The sequence below is a fragment of the Thalassococcus sp. genome (assembly GCF_982780845.1).
Map to the genome: position 1 here is coordinate 115497 of NZ_CEYADA010000005.1, position 13397 is coordinate 128893.

General features: G+C 52.2%; 11 protein-coding genes. 7 read left to right on the forward strand and 4 right to left on the reverse strand.

Annotated elements, in window-relative coordinates; all coding sequences use genetic code 11:
- Positions 1 to 57: 57 nt before the first annotated feature.
- The 4 genes from AC4FIA_RS07455 to AC4FIA_RS07470 form a co-directional block, all read right to left on the reverse strand.
- Positions 58 to 1305, reverse strand: coding sequence for an extracellular solute-binding protein (locus AC4FIA_RS07455; RefSeq protein WP_490365328.1), 1248 nt, complete (start codon positions 1303 to 1305; stop codon positions 58 to 60).
- Positions 1306 to 1407: 102 nt separating this feature from the next.
- On the reverse strand, positions 1408 to 2370 hold the full coding sequence (locus AC4FIA_RS07460; RefSeq protein ID WP_490365329.1) for a carbohydrate ABC transporter permease: 963 nt from the start codon (positions 2368 to 2370) through the stop codon (positions 1408 to 1410).
- Complete coding sequence (locus tag AC4FIA_RS07465) at positions 2370 to 3332, reverse strand: carbohydrate ABC transporter permease (RefSeq protein ID WP_103911532.1); 963 nt, start codon at positions 3330 to 3332, stop codon at positions 2370 to 2372. Before AC4FIA_RS07465 ends, AC4FIA_RS07460 begins: the two co-directional genes overlap by 1 nt.
- 1 nt (position 3333) lies before the next feature.
- A complete protein-coding gene (locus AC4FIA_RS07470; RefSeq protein WP_103911533.1) occupies positions 3334 to 4485 on the reverse strand; it encodes an ABC transporter ATP-binding protein in 1152 nt (383 codons plus the stop codon).
- A 109-nt stretch (positions 4486 to 4594) separates the two neighbouring features.
- Here AC4FIA_RS07470 and AC4FIA_RS07475 point away from each other — a divergent pair, with 109 nt between their 5' ends.
- From AC4FIA_RS07475 to AC4FIA_RS07505, 7 genes are all read left to right on the forward strand, one after another.
- Positions 4595 to 5470 carry a LysR family transcriptional regulator gene (locus AC4FIA_RS07475; protein ID WP_490365330.1) on the forward strand — a complete coding sequence of 292 codons (876 nt, stop codon included), beginning with the start codon at positions 4595 to 4597 and terminating at the stop codon, positions 5468 to 5470.
- A gap of 1182 nt (positions 5471 to 6652) precedes the next feature.
- A complete protein-coding gene (locus AC4FIA_RS07480) occupies positions 6653 to 6955 on the forward strand; it encodes a helix-turn-helix transcriptional regulator (protein WP_490365331.1) in 303 nt (100 codons plus the stop codon).
- Between the two features lie 2 nt (positions 6956 to 6957).
- On the forward strand, positions 6958 to 7836 hold the full coding sequence (locus AC4FIA_RS07485; protein WP_490365332.1) for a reverse transcriptase family protein: 879 nt from the start codon (positions 6958 to 6960) through the stop codon (positions 7834 to 7836).
- 231 nt (positions 7837 to 8067) lie between these two features.
- A complete protein-coding gene (locus AC4FIA_RS07490; protein ID WP_490365333.1) occupies positions 8068 to 8394 on the forward strand; it encodes a hypothetical protein in 327 nt (108 codons plus the stop codon).
- A 64-nt stretch (positions 8395 to 8458) separates the two neighbouring features.
- On the forward strand, positions 8459 to 9910 hold the full coding sequence (locus AC4FIA_RS07495) for a hypothetical protein (protein WP_490365334.1): 1452 nt from the start codon (positions 8459 to 8461) through the stop codon (positions 9908 to 9910).
- Between the two features lie 608 nt (positions 9911 to 10518).
- Positions 10519 to 11615, forward strand: a protein-coding gene (locus AC4FIA_RS07500; protein ID WP_490365335.1) for an IS3 family transposase whose coding sequence is annotated in 2 segments (ribosomal slippage) — positions 10519 to 10765 and positions 10765 to 11615 — 1098 coding nt in all. Because the reading frame shifts where the segments join, the coding sequence is not laid out codon by codon here.
- Positions 11616 to 12455: 840 nt separating this feature from the next.
- The gene (locus AC4FIA_RS07505) at positions 12456 to 13346 is read left to right on the forward strand and encodes a hypothetical protein (protein WP_490365336.1); all 891 of its coding nucleotides are present in this window, start codon (positions 12456 to 12458) and stop codon (positions 13344 to 13346) included.
- The last annotated feature ends 51 nt before the right edge of the window (positions 13347 to 13397 follow it).

Sequence of the window (13397 nt, forward strand, 5' to 3'; positions counted from 1 at the left end):
CTCGGCCCTTCTAAATAGGAGGCGGCCGCTAGCAAAAGCCGACGGCCGCGTTTGTGGTTAACCGTTTGGCAACAGGTCAGCGATTTCTTCGGCCAGCTCTTGTTGCAGCTCTTTCATGTCGGTGGCGTCGCCGGTGACGATGCGCTCGATGCCGTCGTAAATCACTTGCGTGATCGCCAGACCATTGTCGCCCGGATAGGCCAGCCAGTCGCGCAGCAGCGGCAGCTGATCTACGGCGGTCTGCTTGTTCGGGTTCTGATCGTAGAAATCGGCGAGGATGATCTCGTTCGCGGCCTTGTTCGGCGGCATATAGCCCGTGGTTTTGGCCACTTCGGCCGCGCCTTCGCCCGAGGTGATGTACTTGAGCCATGTCCAGGCAGCCTCACGCACGGCGGGATCTTCGGAGGTCGAGGTCAGCATTGCAGCGTTGCCGCCCGCGGGCAGACCCAACGGCGCGCCGTCCAGACCGGGGAAGGGGCCCGTGACCAGTTCGAAATCACCCTGGCTGCGCTCAACCGCGCCCAGAGCAGAGGTGGACCAGAACATCATGCCGATCTCACCGGCCGAGAAGGACGCCAGCGCGGCCTTCCACTCAAGGTTCTGCATCTCGCATTCGGTGAAGATTTCCTGCATCTGCTCCAGCGCGATCAGCGCCTCGGGGCTGTCCATGGTGACGCGGCCGTCTTCGACGATAGCCTTGTCCTGCGACCACAAAAGCGCCTGCATGAACCAGTTACCGGTGATGTTCCAGCCCCAGAAGATAGGGTTGTCGATGCCGTTGGCCTTCATGGTCTTGCAGGCCGCGATCACGTCGTCCCATGTCTGCGGCAGCTCTTCGATACCGCCTGCGCGTAGAATGTCCATGTTGTAGTAGCCGACGGGCAGGGACACGGAAAACGGCAGGCCGTGTACATTGTCACCGAATGTGGACAGCGACAGCATCGCGTCGTGGTAGCCGTCTTTCTCAAAGTCCGCTTCGCCCGCGATGAAGGGCTCAAGAGATTTGGCGATGCCTTTTTCAACAAGGATTTGCTGACGGTTCAGACCCTGCATCGTCACGTCTGGAAGGTTACCGGACACCGCTTCGCGCAGGATGGTGTTTGTCCCGTCTTCGTAGGATTCGTACGTCGCGCGGAAGTTAACCTCGATGTTTGGATGCGCTTCGTAGAACCCAGGCATCATCGCTTCGTAGGTTACGTCAAACAGGTGGCTGTAAGGGTAAGCGAAATCGATCGTGACTTTGTCTTCCGCCAGGGCGGCAGTGGCAGACAAGATTAGGGCCATTGCAGAAGTCGTGAATTTCATGTTCTCTCTCCATATGTTGACCGCCTTTGGTTTGGCGACTGCGGCGGTCATCTCAAGTCATCCCTTTTGGGATTGCGTTGGTAGGCCGGGTTTTTGCCCGGCTTACTTCATTCCGGATAGGGTGATCCCCTCGATAAAGCGCCGTTGAGCGACTAAGAAAGCAACGATCAGCGGCGTGACGATAACGGTGGCGGTGGCCATCATTGGGCCAAAGAAACTTCCGTCTCCATCGCCTTTGAATTCGCGCAGGCCGAGCGGCGGCGTAAACAGATCGCGATTGCCGGTTACCACGATGCGTGGCCAGAAATAGTCATTCCAATGGGCGACAACAGAAAAGATCGCAAAGGCCAGTAGGGCTGGGATCGCGGTGGGCAGCATGACGCGCCAGACGATACCGAACTCTCCCATACCGTCCATGCGTGCCGCATCGATCAAGTCATCGGGCACCGTCATGAAAAATTGACGCATCAGGAAAATACCAAAAACAGAGATCGTCCATGGCACGACGAGCGCGGCATATGTGTTGGTAAGCCCCATTTTGGCCAGCATAATATAGAGCGGCAGCGCAATCGCATGCACAGGGATCAGCAGGCAGAAAAGTACCAAAGAAAACACCGCGTCGCGGCCCCAAAACTTGAGTTTGGCAAGCGCGTAGGCGGCGGGCAAAGCCACCACAATCTGGATCAAAAAGATCGACGCCGTTACGATCACACCGTTGAGCAAGTAGCGCAACAAAGGCGCTTCGGTGAAGGCTTTGGAATAGTTGAAAACAATCGGGCGCATCTGGCAGTCGGCCACCGCTTCTGCCACCAAAGCATCTCGAATTTGGCTGTCCGTCTTATTCGGAAATCGTGGCGCGGCGGCAGCAACATCTTCACGGTTCGGGTCGCGCAGTTTTACACAGCGTTCATCGACCATCATTTCTTGCCGTCCAAAGAAGCCGCCTTCGCCCCGGTCGATTTCGCCCGGCGATTTGAACGAGTAGCTGACCATCATGTAAAATGGGGCAATGACAATGAGTGCGCCCAGGATCAGGATCAGATGTTTCCAAAGATCGCGTGTCATCAATAGTGCACCTTGCGTTCGACCAGCCAGCGCTGGATCAATGTCAGGAACATCACAAAGACCAAAAACAGGACGGTGATGGCCGAACCGATCCCGATCAGGTTCTGTTGAACGCCTTTTTCAAAAATCGCGAACATCATCACATAGGTGGATTTGTTCGGCCCGCCGCCTTGCGGCCAAAAAGCTTCGATCGTGTCAAAGACCTGAAAGGCCCGGATGCAGGAAATGGTCACGACAAAAACAGTTGTCGGCCCAAGCGCTGGCCATGTGACCAGGCGGAACCTTTCCCACCCGGATTTCGCGCCGTCCATTTCCGCAGCGTGGTACAGCTCGCGGTGCACGCCGGTCAGGCCCGCGAGATAGAGCACCATGTTAAAGCCAAACCCTTGCCAGACGCCGATAAAACAGATCACCCAGATCGCGTAATCTCTGTCTCCAAGCCAAAGCGGAAAGCGATCCGCGCAGCCGTTCTTCAAGAAAGGAATGATCTCTAGAAATGTGCCACAGGACATTTCCAGCGTACGGTTAACCATGCCGATCGATGGATGCAGCATGAATTCCCACGCGATAGCCATGGCGAGAAGTGTGGCCATAACAGGCAGAAAATAAATGGTTTTATAAAGATCGCCAATTCTGCCCAGCGAGTTGATCAACAGCGCGGCACCAAGGCCCAAACCAACAGACAGGGGAACCACTGTGATCACATAGGTAAAGGTGGCGATGAACATCTTTTCGTAGGTCGAGCGAGAAAACAGACGATCATAGTTTTTCGTACCAACCCAATCGAAGGTATCATTGCCCAGCGAATAATCCGTGAAAGAGAGGATGCCTGCGATCACGACTGGCACCAAAAGGATCAAGATCATTAGAGCAAGCGCAGGGGCTGTGAGCCACCACGCTGTGCGGCGCTGCGCGGTCTCCGCAGAAACAATCTCGGGCGTATGGGTTTCCGCAACAGCCATGTTACGCGACTTCGCTGTGCGCAGGGATTAGGTGCGGGTTGAAGACGCGTTTGCCGCTGGAATCGAACAAGAGGGCGGCGCGCCCTTCGAAGGCTATGCCGACGTTGGCCCCGATTCTCAATGAGCGTCTCTGAACAGGAGTAGCGCGCAGAGTGACGCGGCCCTCTTGTCCCACAAGACTAATCTGCGCAAAAATCTCGGAGCCGAGGTTTTCGACATGGGCGACCTGACCTTTTAGCACTGCATCCTCGCTCGCAAGGCGCAGTGCCTCTGGGCGCAGACCCAGAAGCACAGGGCCATTCAGTTCATTAGGGGCCAAGGTCGGCAAAAGCACATCGCCGCACCTTAAGACCCCACCGGACGCTTCTGTGGGCAAAATGTTGATTTTCGGAGAGCCGATGAATTCAGCAACACGGATGTCCAACGGGTTATGGTACACTTCGTCTGGTGCGTCGCATTGCAGGATCTCGCCGTCCATCATCACGGCAATACGGCTCGACATCGTCATCGCTTCGACTTGATCGTGGGTCACATACACAAAGGTCGCGCCAATTCGGCGGTGCAATTCTGCGATCTCGGCACGGGTTTGAACGCGCAATTTGGCGTCCAAATTCGACAATGGTTCATCAAGCAAAAAGGCAGCTGGTTCACGGACCAAGGCGCGCCCCAAAGCAACGCGCTGGCGCTGACCACCGGACAACTGACCGGGCTTGCGATCGAGAAGCTTGTCAATTTCAAGCGTCTGCGCTGCGTGTTTGACAGCAGCAGCAATTTCGACGTTTTTGTCACGAGATCCCGGCAAAAACGGCCCGATCACAGGAAGCCGCTGTACAGCACTTAATTGGCGCATCTTCAGAGGCACTGAAATATTTTCTGCGACAGTCAAATGCGGGTACAATGCGTAGGATTGAAATACCATTGATAGGTTGCGATCCGCCGCGCGAATTCCCGATACGTCCTGTCCGTGAATGCGAATGGCGCCGGAGGTCTGGCCTTCGAGCCCGGCGATGATGCGGAGTAGCGTAGATTTTCCGCATCCAGACGGGCCAACCAGTGACACGAATTCCCCGTCAGCGATATCCAAGGAGATCCCTTTGAGCACCTGCGTGTCACCAAAGGTTTTGGTGACTTGATCAATCTGTAGATCGGCCATCTGATTCCCCCATCACTTGGTGGAACTCCTAAGAGGCGAAGGCGAAATTCCTATGACGTCATATTAGTGAAACCGATGGCTGATAGTAGCGTGACGCAAGGAGAGTCACATGCGCCCGAACCATCACCAGTTTATCGCGTTCTCCTATGTCGTGCGCGAAGGAAGTTTTTCCGCAGCGGCACGACGTCTGGGGGTCACTCAATCAACCGTGACGCAGCACGTATCGAAACTAGAAGAGCTTGTGGGCTCAGAGCTTCTGCTTCGTCGTCGTGATGGCGTTTCCCTCACACCGACAGGTCGGGATTTTTTCGGATTGGCGGACCGCCTTGTCGCTTTGGACTGCGAAATTGGTGAGCGCCTTCGTGGCTATTCATCCTTAAATGAAGGGCGTCTAAAAGTGATCGCGAACGCGCCACAACCGGCGTTACAAGTGATCGCAACTTTTAACGACCGCTTTCCGAATGTGCACATTGATTTCCGCTTGTGCGACTGGACAACAGCCAACCAACTCATTCGAGATCGTGTGGCGGATGTGGGCTTGATAACAGATGCGCCAGAGCGCGATGACTGGGAGCGGGTGGTTCTGCAAGAAACACGATATGTTTTGTATTGCCGTTCTGACCACGCTTTGGCAGATCGCGATATCGTTGGAATCGAAGATTTGATGGATCAGACCATTATTCTACCCGAACAAGGATCGCTGACGCAGCAAGTTGTTCACCAAAAATTGGCGGAGTGCCAAATGGAGCTACCTCAACTTATTACAATGACGACCTTTCCTGTTATGTGCGAGGCAGTTAGGCAGGGCCTCGGTGCGGCAATATTCTTAAAAAACAGCAGTCACATTTATGATGGCTTGGTTGAAATTCCAATTCGAGATTTTCACCAGATTCATCAAACTTGTCTTGTGGCACCCAAAGATCGCGCCCGCCTAAAGTTAATCAATGAATTTCGCGCTGCGGCTCTCGCGATTACTTTTCAATAACTGAATGGCCGCGCCCGCGGCCAAGAAGTTTCCAACTTGAAGCTTAGATATTCATCACGCCCCCTGCGAACAGCCCATTTTTCCTATGCGCCATCGTGAAAGGGCATCGAGAGCGGTTTCCAGCGAATAGAATAGGTTGAATCTAAACTAAGCGCGCGGCCGCTTTCCTGACAAGAAGCTAGAACCGTCACGTCAGGCTATAGGATCGACAACCATAGATATAGATTGAAATTCAGCTGATCTCGTTGGCTCGACATTGGCCGCCGTCGTGATCGAACAAGCGCAGCGAATGGCGGCAACCGCCCGTCTTAGGTTGCAAAACAGCGGCGAACACCTCAAGATTGGCCATATTAGATAAAACAAAAAGCGAGACAATCCATGTCTCAAGCTTTCCCAAAATTCGCTAAGGCTTTGATTTAAATGGTGCCAGGGGCGGCGTCGCGTTCGGATGTTACACAATTGAAAGTATCGCAGCGGCGAAGCCCCTTGGTCAGTGGCGGCTATTGGCAGATCGCGTTGGCGCATCCTCACGCAAGAACGGCGGAAAGCGGAAATTCGCTGCAGATGCGAACCGCAACTACCAAACCAGCATAGCAGACATTCAACCAGCTTTTGATTGGTGAAACACAAGAATATCGAAGTTCACATCCAAGGGCTTATGCGCTTTGTAGACAAAAAGTATCAAATATCGCTCTGGGCGATATTGAATCGCAAAAAACCGTGCTTATGTATGGATCACTTGGGACACCCAAACGCTGTTTTGGGCTCGGAACAAGGCCTTTACATTCTGAGCTGCTTGTTGGCTCGCGGAGTGGCTTTGTCACTCTACCGCCTACCCCCCAAGACGGGAGGCGGCCCCCCCGGGAAGGCCCCGGGGGGGCCACATGAAGGATTAAGGAGAGGTCTCTCCGATCTGATGCTGGAGAAGGCCCTCAGCGCAATCCCGCGTTGAGGCCAGCAGAGGAGGACAGAAATGTCTTTTGAACCCAATGAGACCAATCCGCGTGGGACATGCGCCCAACCCAAACCGAACGTCTGGGACGTTTGGGGGAAGCGTTTGCTGAAGATGGCTTTCTGGGCCGTCTGGCTGATCGACAAAGCGTTCCGCTTGATCAGTTGGGCGACTGGTGAGCCTCCAGGCTAACCACGCGTCCTGATTGTTTTGAAAGGGAGGAAACACTTATGCTTGGCGAAGCGCTGAGATTGATCCGGGTCTTCCACGATATGAAGCAAACGGAACTGGCGCGTGAACTAGGTATTTCCCAGTCACACCTGTCAGACATTGAACGTGGAGAAAAGACGCCCAGCCATGAGCTGGTGGCAAAATACGCAACGCTATTTGATCTTCCAGTGAGCTCAATATGGTTCTTCGATGAAAAGCTTTCGTCTGGCGTCACTCCCTCTATGATCAACATGGCACGAGGCGTCATCGCCGACAAAGTTCTTGATTTCTTAAAGATTGTCGAGCGGCGTAGGAGTGCTTGACAATGCGAGCCCGCGATAAACGTTACCCGATAGATCAGTGCGCTCTGTTTCAGTGCCGGTCCAAGCGGCGCTTGTTCAAAATTTTACAAACAAGTCCATCAAAATTCGCAGAAATCAAGGATGCGGATGATTTGTATCGTCCCCTCGTGAAGAAGAAGAAAAATGGCGAGCCACGCATCGTTTATGCCCCCCGTTACGATCTAAAGCGAATTCAGGCGCGGATCAGCGAGCTTTTAATGCGTCTCGAACCTCCTGGTTTTCTTATGTCTCCCGTGCGTGGACGATCAAACATCGACAATGCAGCTTGCCATCGATACTCGAAATCGCACCGATTGATCGACATCTCGGATTTCTATCCCAATTGCAGTGCCAACAAAGTTGCAGAGTTCTTTTCAAAAACGCTTCGCTGCGATCCTGACATTGTGGCGATCCTCGTAAAACTTACCACTCAAGACGGCGCTCTACCGCAGGGAAGCCCAGCAAGTCCAATTTTGGCGTACTTCGCATACAAGGATATGTGGGACCAAATATCTTCCATCGCTCACAGCTCGAATAACACCATCACTGTCTACGTAGACGACATCACAATATCGGGTGAAGAGGTCCTGGGGCAGACCGTCTGGGCCATCAAGAGAGAGCTGCGAAAGCATGGCCATGAAACGAAGGAAGCCAAAGAAGAGGCTAGAAAAGGCACACCAGTCAAAGTGACAGGTGTAGTATTGCGAGATCAGGACATGCTTCTGCCAAATGCTCAGCACCAAAAGCGCCATGAGCTTAAGATCATCTTAGAGAAAATGCCGGAAGGTGCAGAACGGGAAAAAGTCGCCGCTGCTGTCGCCGGATATGATGAAGCGGAGAGACAAATTAAGCTTCGAAGGTAGCCGGTCGGTGCAAAAAACCATGGAATGCTGGCCGCACCACGACCTATTGAAAAATCAATGGGTTAGCGCGGTGGACAAGTCCGGTTCGAGTTAGCTGCCAAAAACGGTAGTTTACATAGGGCATGTCTCCTTTCAAAGTGCACGGGTGCATGTTGGTAGTATCGGTGCGGGAAATCGAATCTGTCGAACCATTGTTGCAAGATTTGTATGTACGTTTTTTGGAGAATTAGCTTGGCTGAGATTGTTTTGCGGGTTCCAACAGATTTGGTGGGTGAATTCCAAACCTTTTGGAAGGAGCTGCGTGTCGCAGAAGCCTTGGACCCTAAGGTTGACCTTACTGAACCTACAACTTCAGATAATTTTGACGGTGCTGCCGTTGCAGCTTGGGTCCTTGAAATCACACCCTACGTGGCACCAGTACTCTCCGCCGTTTTTATTTACTTGGTTGCCAAGCGGGGTGAACTGGAAATCCAAAAGGGCGACACAACTATCCGAATGAAAAATCTGAAACCCTCGCAATTGAAGGAGTTTCTGGCCGCAATTGATGAGCACCTATAGTGGCCTTACCGTCGCTGACCGTCGGAAGTTAAAATCACTATTTCGTCGAAAGACTGCTGGCAGAGTGACACTAACTGATCGTTTGTCGATCAGAAGTACTACTAGTTTCCTAAACTCCGAGTTTGAGCTTGAACGGGCCGACATAAATTTAGTTCCTGTTTCAACGCTTGAATGGTCAAGCACATCGTTTGCCTTCGGTGACAAACGGGTTGCCTTAGTGGATGTCGAGCAAGCCAACGCTGTCAGCTTTCTTCTGGCCAAAAATCTACTCGTTGAAAGACCAATATTTCCCTACGTGGAGTTCATGATCAGGGCCGCAGAGACGTTTCACAGTTCTGGTCGATCAGGAACAGCGTTACTTGTAGCCAAGAAGGCAAACGAGCGATTGCGCTCTTATACCCGAACGCATGGTCAGTTGCCTCATGTACCCAGACCGATGTTCATGGAGCAGAACTTGTTCGACGGTATTTTAGCCAATCTTGTGTTGCCTTTCGTTGTCGGGCACGAGGTGGGACATCTTTTAGCAGGCCGAGGTGCCCACCAAGCCAAAGTAATTGAGTGGGTCGATGCCAAGTACAGTGAACACAGACTGGAACCTGGTCAATTCAACAACGCGAAACATGAACGGTTTCTTAAACCTGAGTGCGTTCAAAAGTTTGACCAACATGGTAGATTCCAGGGCGACATCATACTTGGAACAAAGTTTGCTGATCGCTTTGATCACATACAGCGGTTGCAAATTGGGGAAGTGCACTCAGACTTTTGGGGTTTGGTCGCTCTTACAAAAAATGCTGCTGCCGCCCAAGTCGAGCCTGACATAGCTGCAACGATGGTGATCGGTATTCTTGAATGCTCCGAGATGCTGATGGGGCTGAAGCGGCTGATGCCGAGGTTGCCAAAAAGAGGTTCAGCTACCAACGTTACCTTTGAGCATTCCGCTTTGGGCCTTCGTAGATTCATGTTGGTCGAGGCAATCGGTGCAATTCGCTGCAATGAACTCGCTGTCCCTGACGTGGTTCGAACTTACTGGCAAAGCCTTTCGGATCAGTCGATGGAGAGTCTACAGCAGTTGAAGAGTTCAGGTGAGTTGTTGAGTGTCTCAAACCGCGCAACGCATATTGCACGGGGTGCTTTGCTGGTCAGCAGTCTTGGTCATCTGCCTGAGGCACCGACAGAAGAAATGATTATGGAAAGATATGGGCCGATGGCTGGCAACGGATTCTTTTTGGCGAGCTGCCTAAAGGTTCCAGAACGCTGGTTCAGGATTGACCAACATCACAAGTGGAAGCCCAATGAACATGATGAAACGGTTCCGATTGGGTTTGGATCGGCAATTTGCGACATCGCAAACATAGCCAAGAAAGATGCTGCCATTCAAAGCGCCGAAAACCAACTTTCAAGAACAGGGCCTCTGGGCGACGAGTTGATGCTAAACTTGATCAGACATCCCAGGGTTCAAGTTTTCCAAAGACGTCTGCTTGGCAGATGGCCTCATAAAATCATGAGTGAACTCTAATCTCACATAATCGGTCCTTTGTGCGACGCACTCTACCAACCGTTTTAGCCTCGCCCAAACCTCACGTAATGAACCCTATGGGCGCGAAGGTCCGCAATGCGGGATGCGCCTGCAGCATCTCGATCGGAGGTCAGACGTCGGCTCTGGGCCGTTTTAGACGAAATGTAGCTACTCTTAGCGGATGTTTTCGAGTTTCTTACCTCTTCTTGAAACTCGCTTGTTCATAACGTTCTGAGCCAGAACCGGCCTTCAAGAAATGCTCCAGGGAATTTGATATTTCATAAAGAGCTCTGTGGCCCTTCACGTTGACGCCATTTCCTCTTTTTACTGGGATATAAGTGAAGTCGGAAAAATTTTCCGTCACCTTGTCCATAAAATAGAGCGGACAATCATCGGCTGAACCAACTTGTTCGGGCGAGAAGGAGTAAAACAAAGGGGAAACAGAAAAGGAAACGCCAGTGCTTTTTTAACAATAAGAGTATCCGCTCCCGAAAAATCAGATGGGCCTGAGTAGTTGAATAAGTCAATGAAGGGTGGGTTCGCACTGACCTGCGCCCCTAAAACTCCTCCAAATTTGTGTAGAGTCTGCCTAACAAAAGGACAAACAAATGAAGGCACGATTTACGGACGAACAGATCATTGCGATGATCAAGGAGCAGGAAGCTGGCGAGAAGACCGCTGATGTGCGTCGGCGGCACGGGATCAGCTCGGCGACGTTCTATAAATACAAATCAAAGTATGGCGGCATGGAGCCGTCTGACGCGAAGCGGTTACGAGCGTTGGAAGACGAGAACGGCAAGCTGAAGAAGCTGTTAGCTGAACAGCTGTTGGACAACGCAATGTTGCGAGACATCAATTCAAAAAAGTGGTGACGCCCGTGGCGAAGCGGAAAGCTGTGTTGCATTTGATGGAGGTTCATCAGGTCAGCCAGCGACGGGCGTGCGATGTGCTACAAGTTGATCGGTCTTCGGTGCGGTATCTGTCACGTCGCGGTGATGATGCCGAACTGAGAGATGCCATCAAACGGGTTTCCCGGGAACGGCGACGATTTGGTTGCCGTCGTGTCCACGTCATGATCGCGCGAGAAGGTTTTGCGGTGAACCACAAAAAGGTCAGGCGCATCTATACCGAAGAGAAGCTGCAGGTGCGCCGCAGAGGCGGTAGGAAACGGGCCTTGGGCACAAGGAAGCCAATGGTGCTGCCGGATGGCCCGAACCAACGCTGGAGCTTGGACTTCGTATCAGACGCGCTGACAGACGGGCGCAGGTTTCGCATCTTGGCAGTCGTTGATGACTTCAGTCGTGAGAACTTGGTTCTGGTTGCTGATACGTCGCTGTCCGGACGCCGCGTTGCTCGCGAACTGGACAGGGTAATCGCAGACCGAGGCGTGCCGAAGACAATCGTGTCGGACAACGGGACTGAGTTCACCAGTATGGCGATCCTCAAATGGGTTCAGGAAACGGGCATCGATTGGCATTACATCGCGCCTGGAAAGCCCCAACAAAACGGCTTCATTGAAAGTTTCAACGGCAAACTGCGGGACGATTGCCTCAACGAAACACTGTTCGCCACATTGGGCGATGCGCGGACCACGCTGGAAGAATGGCAGGAAGACTACAACTGGCGCAGACCACATTCGGCATTAGGCAACCTGACACCGATGGAATTTTTGCAACGAAAGGCAATGGACAAGATGGCGGCGTAACGCCAAAGATTTAACCCCAAGGACTCGGCGCAAAACTGGAGGAAACTTGGGGCTCAGGTCAATGGGCACCAAAGGTGCAATCCTTTTCGCGCACGGGATAACTAAATTGTGTATGTCTATAGGCTAGATTGGAACGGATACCTCAGGGTTGCAGCATTTGAAAGCTTCGAGGGCTTGATCTCGAATGTCCGGAACTTCTCCGACTATTGGGTTGCCATTTTCAGTTTTTCGTCGATCCGTAGACCAACAGAGACCAGTCGTGCAATTAACCGCATTATAGCGACGTGATGGCAGCGTTCAATTTGCCTTGTAAGTGTCTCCGCTTTCCAAAGGCAAAGGTTTAACGTGGTATTCTATGTGGTATTTTTCGGGATGGGTGAAAATTTAATATCTTAAATTCAATTAATTGTGGATTTTATTTGTAGGACTTCGTCTCCGCCATCATTCCTCTTTCTGATCTGAATGGCTGGCACAGACATGTTTATGTCGCAGCCGGGGCTCGGTCGCGATCTGACGTGTCAGTTGCGCAATAGCTATAGTATATTGCTTTGTTTGACCTGCATATGGCCTTTGAAACTGGATGAAAATCTTAGGTTTCGGCAAGAATTCCTGCGTGCGGTGACGTTCGCAAAATGTGGCCGATGAGATTTTATGCGCTTTGCCAGAAAATGAACCAGTCAGTCAAAACACGGTGTGTCCCGCGCATCACAGAGGCAGATTGATACCCCAAATAGTTAACGCCAAGTAAGGTTTTTCCTTCGATGTATCAGGGAAATCAGATATCGTTTTTGAATATCTGTAACAGGATTTCCAAAGCTCGAAAAAATTTTAGGGGACGTTATGACTTTGAGTACATCCAAGCCTTCTGCCGTGCGGCCGATCGCACTCGGGACTGCCGCTGTTTCGGCTGCACTACCCGGCGCAGCTGCTGCGCAGTCAGAAGCAATCAGCTCGGCCAACCCGAGCGCAAACTTCCAGATCACAGTGGACGCAGGCGCGGCCTATTCGCAGTTTTCAGATGACACGGCATCTGAATCGCAGGGCAAATATGGCGAGCCGGGTCGCGACACAGGCTTCTACGGGTCGATCCGTGCCAGCCGCGCGATCAACAACAACTGGGACTGGTCCGTAGGTGCAACGCATCTTGGATTTGGCCTGAACGACAGCGAAATCGATCGTTTCACCAGTGTCTACGAATTTGGCGGCGCCATGTCTGTATCGACACTGGATTTTGACGTGGGCCGTAGCTGGCAGGTCGGTTCTGGCAACGTGCGCTTGGGGCTTGGCCTTCAGGGCGGGAAAATGGACCAGAAGTTCAAGTACGTGATCTCGGACAAGTTCGGTAACAGCAGCGATTATTCTGCTGAAACCAGCTTTGAAGGTGTCGGTCCGAAGTTTGTCGCATCCTTTGACCAGCGCCTGAAGGCACAGTCGCCCTTCACCATCTTCGGATCGCTGAGCGCGTCGTCTTTGTCGGGTGATTTCACGACTGACAAAGGGTTCATCGCAAGCGAACAGACTGACAACGGTCATCTGAACACTGGCACTCTGATTTTGGGCTTGGGCTATCAGCAGAACGAGAGCACAACGTTCCGTTTCGGTGTGCGCGCAGACGAGATCACGATGGTCGGTATGGATAACCAGAGCATCTTCTTTGGCGAAGACGACCGGATCATCGACAAATCTGTGACCACGCAAACCGCGTTCGTCGGTGTGGATGTCAAATTCTGATCCTTTTGGTCATCAGAAATTGTGACTTCCGTAAATAACAAACAGGAACCC

Excerpts from the sequence above, each read along its gene's own strand:
- AC4FIA_RS07460 (WP_490365329.1), bottom strand. The coding sequence starts at position 2,370 with ATGACACGCGATCTTTGGAAACATCTGATCCTGATCCTGGGCGCACTC.
- AC4FIA_RS07505 (WP_490365336.1), top strand. The coding sequence starts at position 12,456 with ATGACTTTGAGTACATCCAAGCCTTCTGCCGTGCGGCCGATCGCACTC.
- AC4FIA_RS07480 (WP_490365331.1), top strand. The coding sequence starts at position 6,653 with ATGCTTGGCGAAGCGCTGAGATTGATCCGGGTCTTCCACGATATGAAG.
- AC4FIA_RS07475 (WP_490365330.1), top strand. The coding sequence starts at position 4,595 with ATGCGCCCGAACCATCACCAGTTTATCGCGTTCTCCTATGTCGTGCGC.
- AC4FIA_RS07455 (WP_490365328.1), bottom strand. The coding sequence starts at position 1,305 with ATGAAATTCACGACTTCTGCAATGGCCCTAATCTTGTCTGCCACTGCC.
- AC4FIA_RS07470 (WP_103911533.1), bottom strand. The coding sequence starts at position 4,485 with ATGGCCGATCTACAGATTGATCAAGTCACCAAAACCTTTGGTGACACG.
- AC4FIA_RS07485 (WP_490365332.1), top strand. The coding sequence starts at position 6,958 with ATGCGAGCCCGCGATAAACGTTACCCGATAGATCAGTGCGCTCTGTTT.
- AC4FIA_RS07465 (WP_103911532.1), bottom strand. The coding sequence starts at position 3,332 with ATGGCTGTTGCGGAAACCCATACGCCCGAGATTGTTTCTGCGGAGACC.